The sequence below is a fragment of the Methylocaldum sp. genome, assembly GCF_035627495.1.
Lineage (GTDB): Bacteria > Pseudomonadota > Gammaproteobacteria > Methylococcales > Methylococcaceae > Methylocaldum.
The window spans coordinates 1-15,061 of sequence record NZ_DASPLO010000146.1 but is presented as its reverse complement, the minus strand read 5'-3'; the positions used below and the strand labels follow the sequence as shown (position 1 = coordinate 15,061).

15 protein-coding genes are annotated in these 15,061 nt (G+C 57.9%); 4 read left to right on the top strand and 11 right to left on the bottom strand.

The genetic code is table 11. From position 1 onward, the window contains the following. Position 1: 1 nt before the first annotated feature. Genes hisG through VEB01_RS11895 form a run of 6 tightly spaced genes read right to left on the bottom strand, consistent with a single transcriptional unit; the run spans position 2 to position 4,466 of the window. Positions 2–646: an ATP phosphoribosyltransferase gene (hisG, locus tag VEB01_RS11920; protein ID WP_324875694.1), complete on the bottom strand. Its 645-nt coding sequence runs from the start codon at positions 644–646 to the stop codon at positions 2–4. Positions 647–656: 10 nt separating this feature from the next. Then, entirely contained in the window at positions 657–1,922 is a 1,266-nt protein-coding gene (murA, locus tag VEB01_RS11915) for a UDP-N-acetylglucosamine 1-carboxyvinyltransferase (protein WP_324875692.1), read from the bottom strand. Positions 1,923–1,958: 36 nt separating this feature from the next. After that, positions 1,959–2,288 (bottom strand): STAS domain-containing protein, encoded by a 330-nt coding sequence (locus tag VEB01_RS11910; protein WP_324875690.1) that lies wholly within the window; start codon positions 2,286–2,288, stop codon positions 1,959–1,961. Between the two features lie 25 nt (positions 2,289–2,313). Continuing rightward, entirely contained in the window at positions 2,314–2,832 is a 519-nt protein-coding gene (gene mlaD, locus VEB01_RS11905) for an outer membrane lipid asymmetry maintenance protein MlaD (protein WP_324875688.1), read from the bottom strand. Further along, positions 2,832–3,614 (bottom strand): lipid asymmetry maintenance ABC transporter permease subunit MlaE, encoded by a 783-nt coding sequence (gene mlaE, locus VEB01_RS11900; RefSeq protein ID WP_324875686.1) that lies wholly within the window; start codon positions 3,612–3,614, stop codon positions 2,832–2,834. Before mlaE ends, mlaD begins: the two co-directional genes overlap by 1 nt. Positions 3,615–3,644: 30 nt before the next feature. Beyond that, positions 3,645–4,466 (bottom strand): ABC transporter ATP-binding protein, encoded by an 822-nt coding sequence (locus VEB01_RS11895; RefSeq protein ID WP_324875724.1) that lies wholly within the window; start codon positions 4,464–4,466, stop codon positions 3,645–3,647. A gap of 212 nt (positions 4,467–4,678) precedes the next feature. On the opposite strand from VEB01_RS11895, the gene mtgA reads away from it, so the two are divergent. Next, complete coding sequence (gene mtgA, locus VEB01_RS11890) at positions 4,679–5,395, top strand: monofunctional biosynthetic peptidoglycan transglycosylase (RefSeq protein ID WP_324875684.1); 717 nt, start codon at positions 4,679–4,681, stop codon at positions 5,393–5,395. 139 nt (positions 5,396–5,534) lie between these two features. Here the strand turns inward: mtgA and VEB01_RS11885 are convergent, their stop codons facing one another. Next, the gene (locus tag VEB01_RS11885; RefSeq protein WP_324875683.1) at positions 5,535–5,798 is read right to left on the bottom strand and encodes a DUF4404 family protein; all 264 of its coding nucleotides are present in this window, start codon (positions 5,796–5,798) and stop codon (positions 5,535–5,537) included. Positions 5,799–5,882: 84 nt separating this feature from the next. Further along, positions 5,883–6,737: a polyamine aminopropyltransferase gene (speE, locus tag VEB01_RS11880; protein ID WP_324875682.1), complete on the bottom strand. Its 855-nt coding sequence runs from the start codon at positions 6,735–6,737 to the stop codon at positions 5,883–5,885. A gap of 74 nt (positions 6,738–6,811) precedes the next feature. On the opposite strand from speE, the gene speA reads away from it, so the two are divergent. From speA to VEB01_RS11865, 3 genes are read left to right on the top strand one after another with little or no spacing between them, the layout of a single operon-like run. Then, entirely contained in the window at positions 6,812–8,686 is a 1,875-nt protein-coding gene (gene speA, locus VEB01_RS11875) for a biosynthetic arginine decarboxylase (RefSeq protein WP_324875680.1), read from the top strand. Between the two features lie 30 nt (positions 8,687–8,716). Then, positions 8,717–9,577: an NAD(P)-dependent oxidoreductase gene (locus VEB01_RS11870; protein ID WP_324875678.1), complete on the top strand. Its 861-nt coding sequence runs from the start codon at positions 8,717–8,719 to the stop codon at positions 9,575–9,577. After that, on the top strand, positions 9,574–10,854 hold the full coding sequence (locus VEB01_RS11865; RefSeq protein WP_324875676.1) for a PepSY-associated TM helix domain-containing protein: 1,281 nt from the start codon (positions 9,574–9,576) through the stop codon (positions 10,852–10,854). Before VEB01_RS11870 ends, VEB01_RS11865 begins: the two co-directional genes overlap by 4 nt. Before the next feature lie 254 nt (positions 10,855–11,108). On the opposite strand, the gene VEB01_RS11860 is transcribed toward VEB01_RS11865, so the two are convergent. The 3 genes from VEB01_RS11860 to VEB01_RS23115 all read right to left on the bottom strand — a co-directional run. Beyond that, positions 11,109–12,350, bottom strand: coding sequence for a sialidase family protein (locus VEB01_RS11860; protein ID WP_324875674.1), 1,242 nt, complete (start codon positions 12,348–12,350; stop codon positions 11,109–11,111). 155 nt (positions 12,351–12,505) lie between these two features. Then, positions 12,506–14,755 (bottom strand): TonB-dependent receptor family protein, encoded by a 2,250-nt coding sequence (locus VEB01_RS11855; RefSeq protein ID WP_324875673.1) that lies wholly within the window; start codon positions 14,753–14,755, stop codon positions 12,506–12,508. Between the two features lie 48 nt (positions 14,756–14,803). Continuing rightward, positions 14,804–15,061, bottom strand: a 258-nt coding sequence (locus VEB01_RS23115) for a transposase (protein WP_414675460.1), incomplete at its 5' end; no start/stop codon positions are given.

Here is a 15,061-nt window from a genome sequence, read left to right as displayed (position 1 = left end):
CTTACCCCGCTTGCTTACTGCGATCGCTGACGACTTGCCTCAATTCTTCGACGAAACTCGTGACCGCCTTATGCTTCATCTTCATCGCAGCCTTATTGACGATGAGTCGGCTGCTGACTTCCATGATCAAATCGCGTGGCTCAAGTCCGTTGGCCCGCAGCGTGTTCCCCGTGTCGACGAGGTCGACGATGCAGTGGGCCAATCCCACCAGAGGCGCCAGTTCCATCGAGCCGTAGAGCTTGATGACTTCCGCTTGAATGCCGCGGCCGGCGAAATAGCGATGGGTGGTTTTCACATATTTGGTCGCCACCCGCAACCGGCCTCTTAAAGCCGGCGCCGAACCTTGCATGGCTGCCGTCATCAGCCGGCAACGTGCGATGCCTAGATCCAGCGGCTCGTATAGCCCTTGGGCATCGTACTCGACCAGCACATCCTTGCCGGCAATTCCGAGATCGGCGGCCCCGTATTCCACGTAGGTGGGCACGTCGGTGGCCCGGATGATCAAGAGCTGCACGTCCTCCCGATTGGTCGGCAGAATCAGCTTGCGGCTTTTGTCCGGATCCACGGTCGGCTCGACTCCGACCTGCGCCAGCAGCGGTAGCGCCTCCTCGTAAATTCGTCCTTTCGATATGGCTAAAGTGAGCATGCGTGACGTTTCAGTTGGGTATACGGCGTATCTCCGCACCGAGCTGCGATAGCTTCTCTTCGATGCACTCGTAACCGCGATCAATATGGTAAATCCGGTCGACTACCGTCTGGCCTTCGGCCACGAGCCCGGCCAGCACCAGGCTCGCGGAAGCTCTTAAATCAGTCGCCATCACCGGTGCAGCCGTCAAATTCGGCCTGCCCTGAACAATAGCCGTATTGGATTCGAGCTGAATGTCGGCTCCCATTCGCTGCATTTCCTGGACATGCATAAACCGATTCTCGAATACGGTCTCGGTGATCACGCCGACACCTTCGGCAACCGTGTTCATGGCCGTGAATTGCGCCTGCATATCGGTCGGAAATGCCGGGTAAGGCGCGGTGCGCAATGAAACGGCTTGCGGGCGATCGCCCTGCATATCGAGCTCGATGGTCGAATCGGTGCACGTAATGATCGCGCCGGCCTCCCGAAGCTTGACCAACACGGCATCCAGCAGATCCGGCCGGGTATTCTTCAGCTTGACCCGACCGCCGGTCATGGCGGCGGCTACCAAATAAGTACCGGTCTCAATCCGATCCGGAAGAATACGGTAGTGCAAACCGTTGGCGGAAAGCGATTCGACCCCTTCGATTTCCATGATGTCGGAACCCGCACCGTGGACTTTTCCGCCCATCTCATTGAGGAAATTGGCCAAATCCACCACCTCGGGTTCACGCGCGGCATTTTCGATGATCGTTGTTCCCTCGGCGAGAACCGCCGCCATCATGAGATTCTCGGTGCCGGTCACCGTGACCTGATCCAGGACGAGACGACAACCTTTGAGACGCTTGGCGCTGGCATGAATGTAGCCATTCTTCACGTTGATCTCGGCGCCCATCGCCGCCAACCCGTGAAGATGCAGGTTCACGGGCCGACTGCCGATGGCGCAACCGCCCGGCAGCGAGACCTCGGCCCGGCCGAAACGGGCCAACAGCGGCCCCAGCACCAGAATGGAAGCCCGCATGGTCTTCACCAGCTCGTAAGGCGCGAAAAAATTCTCGATCGGTCCGGAATCCACCTCGATGTTGAGCTTTTCGTCCACCACCAGATGCACCCCCATGCGTCCGAGCAACTCCATAGTGGTGGTGATGTCGTGAAGGTGCGGAACGTTGCCGATGGTCACGGGCGTTTCCGATAGCAATGCGCCCGCGAGGATGGGCAATGCGGCGTTTTTGGCCCCGGAAATGCGCAACTCGCCGCTAAGGGGCCTGCCGCCGGTAATAAGGAGTTTATCCATTGTTGGTATATTTTTTTGCTAAATACGGGATCGACGTCAGTCGACAGCTTCAGATGAACCGGCAGCGATTAATTGCTCGATGCCGCTGACTCGGGCGATCGCTTTGACATTCTGCGGGAGATTGGCATAACAGAGTTCTGTCCGGGCTTGTTCCGCACGCCGCAGCCACTCTAAAAGGAGTGCGACACCGGCGCTGTCGACCCGAGAGATTCCCTCCAAGTTGAACGAAAGCCGGGATGCTTCCTTAAAGATAACCAGGGTCTTCTTCAGAACAGCCGACGCCGTCGCGAAGGTCAGCTCGCCCTTAAGTCTGTAGCACCCTTGACCCTCGTCGATCAATTCGAATGGGATGGGAGATTTAGCCATACTCGACTAACACGTAATGCCGGTGTTATTCGGTGGAGGTGGCAGCTCCGCCACCCTCTCCGTCGCCGCTTTTTTCGCCTCCGCCTTCCGCCTTGCTGAACAAGAAGCGGCTGATGACCTGCTCAAGCACGATCGCCGATTGAGTCAACTCGATTTCGTCGCCGCTCGCCAGATGGTCGTCCGCGCCGCCGGGCGTCAAACCGATATACTGCTCGCCCAACAGCCCGGCGGTAAGTATGCTGGCGCTGGTGTCGATCGGCAGCGTGTTGTAGTTCGGCTCGATCCGCATCTCCACCACGGCTTCATAGGTTTGATTGTCGAACGAAATGGAGCTGACCCGCCCCACCGTGACACCGGCCACCGATACCGGCGCCCTAACTCTCAAGCTGCCGATGTTTTCAAAGCGAGCGACGATCTTGTAGCTGTCATTGTTGCTCTTCAATTCGGCCAGATTGCTGACTTGCATGGCTAAGAAAAACAATGCGATCAAACCAATGGCAACGAATAAACCAACCCAGATCTCGATTGCTTTCGATGACTGCATCAATCCTCCCCGAACATTAAAGCCGTCAACACGAAATCCCATCCGAGAACGGCGAAGGCCGAATAAACGACCGAGCGAGTGGTTGCCCGGCTGACCCCCTCGGAAGTGGGTACGGCATCATAGCCTTCGAACACGGCTATCCACGTGACGATGGCCCCGAATACCGCGCTTTTGATAAGACCGTTGACGACGTCGTCGTAAAAATCGATCTTGCTTTTCATTTGAGCCCAGAATGCGCCTTCGTCCACTCCGAGCAATCCGACTCCGACGAAATATCCCCCCATGACGCCGACCATGCTGAATAGCGAGGCCAACAAGGGCATCGACAGGCAGCCGGCGAAAAAGCGCGGCGCGATGATGCGCTTCACCGGATCGACCGCCATCATTTCCATGCCGGAAAGCTGTTCGGTCGCCTTCATCAAGCCTATTTCCGCCGTCAAAGCGGAACCCGCTCGCCCTGAAAACAGCAGCGCCGTGACCACCGGCCCCAACTCCCGGACCAAAGAAGCCGCCACCATGACGCCCAAGGTCTGCTCCGCCCCGAAATCGGAAAGCACATTGAAGCCCTGAAGCCCCAGCACCATTCCGACGAACAAACCGGAAACGCTCACCAACAGGATGGTGAGCACGCCCACCGAATAAACCTGCGCGAGCAACAGACGAATGCGCCTGAGGATCTCGGGCAACCCCGTTACGACATGCCAAATGAACAAATTGGCCCGACCCAGCTTTTGCAGGGTTTCCAGGGTCGCGTATCCAAGTCGCTGGAATGGGGCTAGCATGACATGTTCCGGGTAAACGACGGGCTGATTTCAGACATGGGGTTTAAGCAAATCGGCCGCATAATCGGGCGCCGGATAATGGAACGGCACCGGGCCATCCGCCAAACCTTTCATAAACTGGAGAATCCAAGGCGATTCCGAGTGCTCGATGGCATCCGGCGTACCTTGACCGACCACCTTGCCTTCGGAAATAAGATAGACGTAATCGGCAATGGACGCGGTTTCTTCCACGTCGTGGGACACGACGATGCTGGTGAGCCCCAAGCCCTGGTTCAGATCGCGGATCAGCTTCACCAATACGCCCATGGAAATCGGGTCCTGCCCGGTAAACGGCTCGTCGTACATGATCATCATCGGATCAAGGGCGATGGCTCGCGCCAACGCCACCCGCCTGGCCATACCGCCCGATAGCTGCGCCGGCATCAGGTCGCGAGCCCCCCGCAACCCTACGGCCTGCAATTTCATCAAAACCAGGCTCCTGATCATGGACTCGGGCAGCTTGGTATGCTCCCGGAGCGGAAAAGCGACGTTTTCGAATACGCTGATATCGGTTAGGAGGGCGCCGGTCTGAAAAAGCATCCCCATCTTTTTGCGCAGCTCGTACAACTGGCCGAGGCGCAGGTCATGCACCACGCACCCGTCCACGCAAATAGTGCCGCTGTCCGGTCTGAGTTGGCCGCCGATTAGTTTCAGGAGAGTGGTCTTGCCGGTGCCGCTAGGCCCCATGATGGCGGTAATCTTGCCTCTGGGGATGTCCAGGTTGACGTCATCGAAAATCTTGCGGCTGCCGCGACTGAACGTTAGATTTCTGATCGAAACCAGAACTTCGTCACCCGCTTTCCCGCCACCCATGTTTTGATGAAACGCCACTTAAATCAGTCGGAAAAATAACGTATTCTGGCCAGCAATGGCGCTTGAGTCAACTTTGTAGCCGCCGCAACGGCTTTAACAAACAATCCAACCCCTGCCAAACAGCGCAATATAAGGCCGGAATCAAATCTGTCGCTCGATATTGAGAGCTTGGCGCCGTCAATCCGTCTGAGGCATCGCACCAACTCGGTCTTATGAAATCCAAACCCGCAAACCCGAAATCGGCGCTGAGGAACATCCTGCGCAAGCTCGTCCTGACGATCGTCACCCTAACCGTTGTTCCCGTCGCTCTGTTGCGCTGGCTGCCTCCGCCGACCAGCGCATTCATGCTGCGCGCGCACTTCTTGGCCATCATCGAAGGGAAACCGGGACTTCGCCCACGCTACCGGTGGACTTCTTGGAACGAGATTTCGCCTTATGCCAAAGTCGCCGTGATCGCCGCCGAAGACCAGCTGTTCGACCGGCATTACGGTTTCGATCTGAAGGCTATCGGCAAGGCCTGGAGACATAATCAACACGGGAAGCACGTGCGAGGCGCCAGCACGATTTCGCAGCAAGTTGCCAAGAATCTGTTTCTTTATCCGGGACAGAATTACGTCCGCAAGGCTTTGGAGGCTTATTTCACCACGCTCATCGAATTGATGTGGCCGAAACGGCGCATATTGGAGATTTACCTCAATATCGCCCAATTCGGCGAAGGCGTGTTTGGCGTTTCGGCCGCGGGGGAAGCCTTTTTCGCCAAGCCGCCTTCAAAGCTCAACCCGAACGAAGCCGCCTTGCTCGCCGCCGTTTTGCCCAACCCCGTGCGCCTGCGCGCTGACAAACCTTCGGCTTATGTGATGCATCGCCGGTTATGGATATTGAGACAAATGAGGCAACTCGGAGGACCGGATTACTTGCGGAATGTCTGACAGAGGGAAACAACTGCGGCACATTAGACTTTGGCAAAAGCGGGTTTTATCTAACCCGCCCCTGCCAAGCGTTTCAACCGCTCAAGCTGAATAAACCCGGGCATTCACCAGGCGGCTGCACGATAAGGAATGAAGAGGATCAGATCCCCAGGTTGCTCAAAGCAACCATCAATTCGTTGAGAATGCCGGTAAGACGAGGGTGCTCGACTTCGAATTGCGAAATCGCCTCTTTCATGTCTTCGATCAAATGCAGGTGATGCTCGTCTTCCGACGCCTCAAGCCGCCGCTCGAGATCACTGAGTAGCGTTTCGAGCCGCGCCCTGACTTCGGGGTCACTGGTATTCAGATGTTCGATTTCAGTGCGCAGATTGAAAAGCGCTTCACTTATTTCTTTTTCAGTCATGGAATCTTTTCCTCAAACCCATCGTTTCTTCGCAAATCGTAACACAGGCCACTGGATTAAGCCGAAGCCCAGGCAACCGTTTGCTCAAGGCGCCGGCAATGCCGCCCTGAAAAACTCCGGCGCAACAAAAGCCGCCTTATGGACTTCGGCATTGTAGTAGTTCGTTGCGAACGGCTTGCCTCGGGCGTCCGCCTCGCGAAAATGCGCCAAATCCGATTTTCCTGCCAGGGTCCCGCTCCACCAACCGGACGGGTAAATGAACTGCGGGAAAAACAAGGTCCGCGTTTGCGGGAATCCCGCCTGCCGCATGGTGTTGTGCATGGCTTCAATCAGCGGCATATGAAACAGCGGCGACTCGCTCTGCTGGGCCAAAATCCCGTCTTTGCGCAGACAACGGAAACACTCCCGGTAAAACGCTTCGTTGAACAATCCTTCCGCCGGCCCCACCGGATCGGTGCTGTCCACGATGATCAGATCGACGCTGTCGGCCGCCGCATCCTTCACCCACTGAATGCCGTCGATGAAAAGCAGTTCGGCGCGGGGGTCGTTGTTCGACTCGCACAATTCCGGGAAGTACTGCTCGGCCAGCCGGGTCACCCTCTCGTCGATCTCGATTTGGACCGCCCGCTTGACCTCCGGGTGTTTGAGCACTTCCTTGAGGCTTCCGCAATCGCCGCCACCGATGACCCAAACGGTCTCCGGATTGGGATGGGTATAGAGCGCCGGGTGCGTCATCATTTCGTGATACAGAAAATTGTCCCGGTCGGACACCATCGTACAGCCGTCGATCACCATGAGCGTGCCCAGCCACTCGGTCTCATAGATTTCAATCCGCTGAAACGGCGTCTGTTCTTCGTGAAGCTTTTCAGTCACCTTTAAAGAGAGCGCACTCCCGTGTTTCGGATAAACCTCGGTAAACCAGTTGTCGTCGCTCAGCATGGTGTTCCTCGCAATGGAAAAATCCAGCGATTTTCCACATAATTCAACCTTTTTTAAAGAGCTTAGCCATCGAAATGAGTTGGAGTCTGCAGCAGGCGGTTGATACCTACGCCATAGAGCACTGGGGAGAAGGCTACTTCGACGTTAACGACGAAGGCCACGTGGTCGTCCGCCCGACGAAGAACCCGGCGCAAGGCACGGTGGATCTCTTCGACATCGCCCAAGCCGTTCGGCAGGAAGGCTTGTCGCTGCCGGTCCTAGTGCGCTTCACCGATATCCTGCGCGACCGGGTGAGCCTGCTGCGCGAAGCCTTCGAAAAGGCGCGGCGCGAACATGATTATCAGGGTGGATATACCCCGGTGTACCCAATCAAGGTCAACCAGCAGCGGAGCGTGGTCGAGGGCATTTTGAAAAACGGCCATACCGCCGTAGGCCTGGAGGCCGGCAGCAAATCCGAGCTTCTGGCCATACTGGCCTTATCCAAGGCCGGCACGGTGATCTGCAATGGCTACAAAGACCGCTCCTACATTCGTTTGGCTTTGATCGGCCTCAGCCTGGGGCTGAACGTTTTCATCGTCATCGAAAAACTGTCGGAGTTGGAACTGGTGCTTTCCGAATCGCAAGACCTGGGCATTGCGCCTCAATTGGGTGTGCGCGTCAGGCTGTCCAGTATCGGCGCCGGCAAATGGCAGAATAGCGGCGGCGAAAAATCGAAGTTCGGCCTGCATGCGAACGAACTGCTCAGGCTCATCGTCAAACTACGGGAAGCCGGCGGTCTGGAATGGCTCAAGCTGATGCACTTTCACATGGGCTCGCAGGTTGCGAACATCAACGACATCAAAACGGCGCTGCGGGAGGCTTGCCGCTATTATGCCGAATTGAGGGAACTCGGCGCCCATCTCTCCTGGGCGGATGTGGGCGGAGGACTCGGCGTCGATTACGAAGGCACCCACTCGGCAAGCGACTGCTCCATCAATTACAGCATCGACGAATACGCCCACAGCATCGTGCGCGCCTTCTCGGAAGCCTGCGCCGAATACGGATTGCCGCACCCGAACCTCATCACCGAGGCCGGACGCGCCATGAGCGCCCATCATGCGGTGCTGATCACCAATATCATCGACATCGAATCGGTGGCCGAAGACGCTAGCCAGCCGGCCGACATCAAGGCAAAGCCGTTGCAGGACCTGGCCGATTTGCTGCAAGCCCTGCCGCAGGAATCGCCTCTTGGCGTGTATCACGACGCTCAATTCGATCTCGCCGAGGCCCGCGCGATGTACGTGCAGGGCAAATTGAGCCTGGCCGAACTCGCCGATGCGGAGCGGCTGAACGCGGCCATCTGTCACGCCGTGCACAGACGGCTCGACATCCGCCTCCGCGCCCATCGCGAACTGATCGACGAACTCAACGAGCGGCTCGCCGATAAGGTTTTCTGCAATTTCTCGCTCTTCCAATCCATGCCGGACGCCTGGGCGATCGCGCAGGTGTTCCCGGTCATGCCGCTGCAACGCTTGCACGAGGAACCCACCCGCCGCGCGGTCATTCAGGACCTGACCTGCGATTCCGACGGCCGGATCAATACCTATATCGATCGGCAGAGCCTCGAAACCACCTTGCCGCTGCATGCGCACAAACCGGGTGAACCGTATCTCATCGGCATCTTCCTGGTGGGCGCCTATCAGGAAATCCTCGGGGATATGCACAACTTGTTCGGCGACACCCATTCGGTCAATGTCGAACTCGACGGCGCCGGCGGCTATCGGTTCGTCCAACCGATGCGAGGCGATGGCGCCCACGACCTGCTGCGCTACGTGCATATCAACCCGGAGGATTTGGAGCGCGCGTATCGCAAAAAGCTGGTCGAAGCGCAGATCTCCCCCGAACAGCGCAAGCGCTTCGAGAGCGAATTGATCGCCGGGTTGCGAAGCTACACCTATCTCGAGGAGTAAACGGCATTGAACACCGGAGGCACAAAGGACATGAAGGCAGGCTTCATCGGTCTCGGCGCCATGGGAGCGCCCATGGCGCGAAACGTGGCGAAGGGACATTATTTGGCTTCGGTTTGGAACCGCACCGAAGCCAGCGCGATAACTCTCTCTCAAGAACTCAATGTACAGTGCGCCGCCTCGCCTGCCCTGCTCGCCTCGCACGTCGATGTCGTCCTGATTTGCGTATCGGCCGATGCCGACGTGTTGGATGTCGTACACGGCATTTTGCCGGCGCTGCGTCCGCAAACAGTCGTAATCGACATGTCCACGGTAAGCAGCGATACCGCACGCGAAGCCGCCCGACTGGTTGGAAGCAAGGGCGCGGATTTCCTCGACGCACCGGTGACCGGCGGTGTCGAAGGCGCGAAGAATGGGACCTTGGCGATCATGGTGGGCGGCAAGCCCGAGACTTTGGAAAAAGTCATGCCGGTACTGGAAACCATGGGCAGCCGGATCGTTCACATGGGGGACGTTGGCACCGGCCAAGCGGCCAAGGCGGTGAACCAGATCATGGCGGCCGGCATCAACGAGGCCGTGGCGGAGGCCCTGGCATTCGGAGCGGCGCTAGGGCTGGACATGCGCAAGGTCATCGATGTCGTTTCCGGCGGCGCCGCCGGAAACTGGTTCCTGGAAAAGCGCGGACCGACCATGACCCAAGGCATATTCAAACCCGGCTTCAAGCTCGCCCTGCACCATAAGGATCTGAAAATTTGCAAAGGCATAGCGGATAAACTGGGGCTCAAGCTGCCTGTTACTGAAATGGCCGTGAACGATTACGCCAAACTCATCGCCGAAGGCCACGGCGAGGAAGACATCTCGGCTCTATACCGTCTCAAACGGCCATCGTCGTGAGCCCTGCGCGAAATGCCTGGCTGAAGCTCCATCTTTATCTGGCGCTCGGGATCGGATTCCTCTTTGTGCTGATGGGGCTCAGTGGGAGTCTCAGCGTCTATCGCGAGGAGCTGGACGAACTCCTCAATCCTCGATTGGTAATCGAGGAACCGAAAGGCGAATACCTGCCGCTGGACCGCATCATGGCGGCGCTACGGGTCGCGCACCCGAACCGATATGGCGCCTGGATTCTGGAAATGCCCCGCTCCCGTCAGGGCATGATCACCGCCTGGTACGAACAACCCCACGAGACCGTGGGCGAGTTCTACGCCCCGCTCATGGTGTCCGTGAACCCGTACACGGCAGAAATCGCCGCCAACCGGTTCTGGGGTCGGACAGCGACGACCTGGATTTATGATCTCCATACCCAACTGCAACTCGGCCTGTTCGGTTGGAACACCGTCGGTATTTTGGGCCTGCTGCTGATAGTTTCGGCGAGCACCGGACTCTATCTGTGGTGGCCGGGCTTGAGCCGGATTCATCGCGCCTTCGCGATCCGGCACGATGCCGGCTTGGCGCGACTCGCTTTCGACCTGCACCGCGCGCTTGGCCTGTTCAGCGCCATCGTCCTGCTATTGTTGGCTTTCACCGGATTCCATCTGGCTTATCCGAAAATGCTGGAAACGATCCTGGGAGCCTCGGACATGGGCCACGGCGATGAGGGTCCGGAAATCCTCAGTACGGCTGCCCCCAATGCCCGCCCCGTCAGCCTGGCCGAAGCGGTTTTGGTCGCACGGGGGCCATTTCCGCACGCTGAGGTGAGGCGCGTCGCCACGCCGACCGGCGAAACCGGCACTTACCGCATCAACCTGCGCCAACGCGGAGAAGCGAACATCAAACACCCGGCGACCATGGTCTGGGTTGACCGTTGGAGCGGGCAGATTCGCGAGGTGCGCAATCCCAACACATTCAGCGGAGGGCAAACTTTTATCAGCCGGATATGGCCCTGGCACACCGGCGAGGCTTTCGGGGCCATGGGCCGGTTTCTTTGGTTCTGTGTCGGTCTGATGCCGCTCGTGCTTTATGTGACCGGTTTATTGCACTGGCTGCATCGACGCGGTTCGATCAAAGATCGGGAAGTGAATCTCGCCGCGCTTAGGCCAAGACTGGAACGAGCGCAGAGCGTTTTTTTGCGCCAGTCGGCGGACCTTCTCCGCCTTATCCGCCTTCTGGCGGGGTGGGCTCTGGTGCGGATGATGCGTCTCGCCCAATGGGGCAAGCGACGATATCTGGATTGAGGCTCGACAGGGCTTTCCTAAGGCGTCGCTTTGATGGGTTACGGCGCACTCACAGCACATTGATCGACGGCCAGCTTATACCGGAGTGCGCCTAACCCATCCTACGAAATCCCGGTTGCCATGACCCACCGAAAGACTTGTAGGATGGGTAGAGCGTCAGCGAAACCCATCGCACCCTTTAACCTGGACGAAAGGAAGGGGGATGCGCGTGCAGGGGCGGTCCAATTCGCCCCTGCGCCTGCTCTACAGATGCTCTAGCGGCGGGCGCTATCGAGCGCCATCACCTTGAGCCCATCCTTTTCCGTAGCCCAGGTTACATAAACCCGGTTGCCGTTCGCATGCAGGAAGGGGTTATCGGCGCCGCTGTCGGTTTCAGCCAGAATGCGCGGCTCGGACCAGTTTGACCCGCCGTCCGTCGAACGCATGGTCTTGAGCTGATTGTTCTTGCCATCGAATTCCAGCCAGACTAGATCCACCTGCCGACTTATGCTCAAGACGTGCGGATGAGCCGGCATGGCCGTCGGATTCCCAAATTTGATCGGTTGAGTAAAGTGGGCGCCGATATCGTCGGAATAGGCATAAAACAGCCCCGTCGCATCGGGCGCGGCACTGTACCAGGTCAAGTGGTAACGCCCGTCCTTGGCGATCGACAGTCCCGGTCCGTGATGGGGGCAACCCTCGATATGCCAGTTTTCGCGTGTCGCCCGGATCGGTCTGCCCGGCTTGTCCCAATCGGCGAATTTGAGCAGCGCATGATCGCGGATATTCTCGGGATAGACATTGCGCCAGACGACGAGCGGCAATCCATCGATATCGATGGCGGTCTGCAACCGGCAGCATTGACAGGTGTAATCGGCCGCCTTGGCGTTCGGCTTGAAGCTCTTGCCACCGTCGTCCGACCAGGTGTAGTAGAGGGATGAGCCGTTGTAAGGCTGGCTCTTGGCCTTCGCGGCCTCGACATCTCTCGAATCCAGCCAGGCGATGAAGATCTTGCCGTCACGGCTGACCGCCATGCTGTCGAACGAGTGTCCGATGATGTCCCGGTTATCGTTGACCGTGACCGGCTCGGAGAAGGTTTTGCCGCCATCCAGCGAGCGGGCAAACCGGATATGGCTACTGAAGCGTTTCTCCAGGCCCTGCGCCCAAGTGAGATAAATCTGCCCTTCCGGACCGATCGCGATCTTGGGCCGGTTCTCGCCATGGGACTGGACATTTTCCGGCTCGCGATTGACCGCCACCGGCTTTCCGAAGGTCTTGCCGCCGTCCTTCGAGGACTGAACGTAGATGCCCCCCTGATACACCCAGGAAATCCATAGCCGGCCATCGGCATCGAAAACCGCACTGGGCGTCCGTGCGCATTTGGGCGTCGGAGCGGTCGCCGAATCCTTGCAATAGGCTGGCTGGGACGAGGACTGGCCATTCCCGTGCTCGGCCCAGACGAATTGACTTCCCAGAACCAAAGCTGACAAGCCGATCAATCTGTAAAAAACATTCATCAACTTTCCTCTTTCTCGGGTTAACACAACCTGACACGGAAAACAGCTGAAAAATCCTTGCCAGGCGAACCTCAGCATCTTACCGGATCTCAGAAACAAAACGGCCAACGGCGGACGAAGACCGGAGCCCTCGCCCACCGCTGGCTATAAAGCTATCAGTAATCGATCGAGATGCCGCCGAACACCGTACGGTCGAACCCGGGGTTCAGGATGGCGCTGCCGCTCCGCGAAGCCGTTCCCGTCACGCTCGTGCTGGCAACCCATTGCTCGTCGGTCAGGTTGCGCCCTTCGACAAACACATGGTAGCCGAGTTTGTTGAACGTATTCTTGTAGCCGGCGCGCGCACCCAGCAAGGTATAGGCGGGCGCCTTGAGGGTATTGGCGTAGTCCACGAAATAGTTGCTGGCCATGCGGAGATTCGGGCCGATATAGAATCCGGAGGGATGCTCATACACGGCTTCCGCGCCGCCGAAATGGTTGGGCGCACCCGGAATGTAATTGTCGTTAAACGCGGGATCGTTGTCGTATATGAAGCGCTGATAGGTATAGGTCAACCGCATCCGCAACTGATCATCCCCCATCAATCCCAAGGGAATCAGCGCCCCCGTACCGACTTCGACGCCCGTGTGGGTGGTCTTGTCGGCATTGTTGGTACTGGTCTGGGTTTGACCGGGCAGTAGCGTGGTGAGAATCTCGTTGTTGATCCAAGAGTGGTAGACCGCCAGATCCCAGTTGAAGACGCCGGCTTCGCCGCGGGTTCCCACTTCGATGGTCGTCCCCTCCTGCGCATCGAGGGCGGATTCGCTGCCCGCCTGATTCAGACGAGGATCCCGGAAAGCCAATTGGGTATTGGTCGGCGGCTCGTAACTGCGGCTGAAATTGGCAAAGAACTGCTGCTTGTCGGTCGCCTGCCAGATCAACCCGACCTTGGGACTGAATGCGGTGTACCAGCGGGAGGCATCGGTTTCAAAAGCATTGCTAAGCCTTGAGGTAGGCACGAAAAAGTCGGTCAGACTGCGCCGCTTGGCATGAATGAACTGACCGCCCACCACGAGATCGAGATTGGAGGTCAGACCAAATCTGTCCTCCCCGAAAATCTCGATGTTGAAAGCCTCGGTTTTGGTGTTATTCAGCTTCGTACCGATCTCCGCATCGGGCAAGGTATTGTCCACCGTGCCGTAGGATTTGCCCCAGCCGAAGAAGCCGCCCAGCACAAAGCTGTTGCGCGAACCGAACAGCGATCCGTCGTGGGTGAAACGCCAACTGGTGCCCACATCGTGCTGCCGGTTGCGGTTGAATCCGCCCGCCAAATTGCCGAAGTCGATCAAAAGGCCGCCACAAAGCGGGTTATTGACCGTCACGATGCCCGCCGAATCCGGAGTTCCCCGGCATGGCGCTCTGGTAGAGGTACCGGGCGGCAGCGGATGCCACAGGCGGCGATTCTCGTACCAGGCGCCGACCGTCAGTACATCGTTGGGTGTGAATTTGATGGTGTGCTGGAGGTCGCCACGCAGGGTGTCAAGGTTCCGCTGGGCATGGATGGTTTCGAAGCGATTGTTGAACGACCCCGGCGTCAGGCCATCCTGCGCTTGCGAAGGATCTTGATCGAACTGATCGAACGATAGCGAGCCCGGCAGTTCCAGGCGGTTTTGGCTGGCGAACAGATGCACGCGGGTTTCCTGATCCTCGTTCCAGCGGTAGCCGAAATTGGCATAACCCCTGGAAACCTCCTCCTCGCTATTGTCCCGGAAGCTGTCGTTGTAAGTGCCGGTATAAGAAACGAAATAATCCAGATCCTCGTTTAGCACGCCGCCGACCATTACTTGCGGGCGGTAATAATTATGCGTGCCGGTGATGAAGGTGGTGTGGATACCCGGCGTGTTGCGGCCGTTGCGCGAAGCGAAGTTCACCGCCCCGCCGAGGAAGGCGGAACCGTATTGCAAGGCATTGGAGCCGCGATAAACCTCGGTGTAAAGGGCATTCATCGGTTCCAGAAGCTCGGGATTGGTAAAACCGTCCGTTCCGGTGAGAGGCAGGCCGTCTCGCAAATAACGCAGACCCGCCGAACCGAAGGTCAGTGAAGTTCCGGCGCCGCGCACCAGGATACGGGTTTCGGAGTTGCCGTATCGGCTTTGGGAGAAAACGCCCGGGGAATAACTCAGGACGTCGGCCACGCCGCCAGGCGTCGGACGGCTGCGATACTCGTCGGAATGGATGAAGGTCGTTGCGCCCGGAACCTGCGAAAGCTTGTACTTGGCCGTTTCCGCGCTAGTCGATGTCAGCGACTCTTCCTCGGGCGCGGTTACTTCGATCGTCTGCAAACGATGCTCTTCCGTATGATCGGCGGTAGCCAACCCGGAAAACAACAAACTGGAAATTGTCACCCCAACACGCAATCGCGACATCGACGCATCCTCTTTTTTTATATTCTTTTGTTAGGTTCTGTTGACATTTCAACGCAACCAGATGAGTGCTGAGACGAAGCGAAGAAAGCCCATGAAGTTACGCTGCAATTTTTCGAAGCGGGCAAAGATTCTTCGGAAGTGTTTGATTTTGCCAAAGAAGCATTTGATCAAATGGCGCTCCTTATAAACAAACCAATCGCACTGCCGCTTCTCGGTCCGATGATTGCGCGGGGGAATGACGGCCTTGATCGCCTTTTCATGAAGCGCATGGATGAAGGCATCGCTGTCATATCCCTTATCCGCAGC

Coding starts and splice junctions, on each gene's coding strand:
- hisG (WP_324875694.1), bottom strand. CDS start 646: ATGCTCACTTTAGCCATATCGAAAGGACGAATTTACGAGGAGGCGCTA.
- murA (WP_324875692.1), bottom strand. CDS start 1,922: ATGGATAAACTCCTTATTACCGGCGGCAGGCCCCTTAGCGGCGAGTTG.
- VEB01_RS11910 (WP_324875690.1), bottom strand. CDS start 2,288: ATGGCTAAATCTCCCATCCCATTCGAATTGATCGACGAGGGTCAAGGG.
- mlaD (WP_324875688.1), bottom strand. CDS start 2,832: ATGCAGTCATCGAAAGCAATCGAGATCTGGGTTGGTTTATTCGTTGCC.
- mlaE (WP_324875686.1), bottom strand. CDS start 3,614: ATGCTAGCCCCATTCCAGCGACTTGGATACGCGACCCTGGAAACCCTG.
- VEB01_RS11895 (WP_324875724.1), bottom strand. CDS start 4,466: ATGGGTGGCGGGAAAGCGGGTGACGAAGTTCTGGTTTCGATCAGAAAT.
- mtgA (WP_324875684.1), top strand. CDS start 4,679: ATGAAATCCAAACCCGCAAACCCGAAATCGGCGCTGAGGAACATCCTG.
- VEB01_RS11885 (WP_324875683.1), bottom strand. CDS start 5,798: ATGACTGAAAAAGAAATAAGTGAAGCGCTTTTCAATCTGCGCACTGAA.
- speE (WP_324875682.1), bottom strand. CDS start 6,737: ATGCTGAGCGACGACAACTGGTTTACCGAGGTTTATCCGAAACACGGG.
- speA (WP_324875680.1), top strand. CDS start 6,812: ATGAGTTGGAGTCTGCAGCAGGCGGTTGATACCTACGCCATAGAGCAC.
- VEB01_RS11870 (WP_324875678.1), top strand. CDS start 8,717: ATGAAGGCAGGCTTCATCGGTCTCGGCGCCATGGGAGCGCCCATGGCG.
- VEB01_RS11860 (WP_324875674.1), bottom strand. CDS start 12,350: ATGAATGTTTTTTACAGATTGATCGGCTTGTCAGCTTTGGTTCTGGGA.
- VEB01_RS11855 (WP_324875673.1), bottom strand. CDS start 14,755: ATGTCGCGATTGCGTGTTGGGGTGACAATTTCCAGTTTGTTGTTTTCC.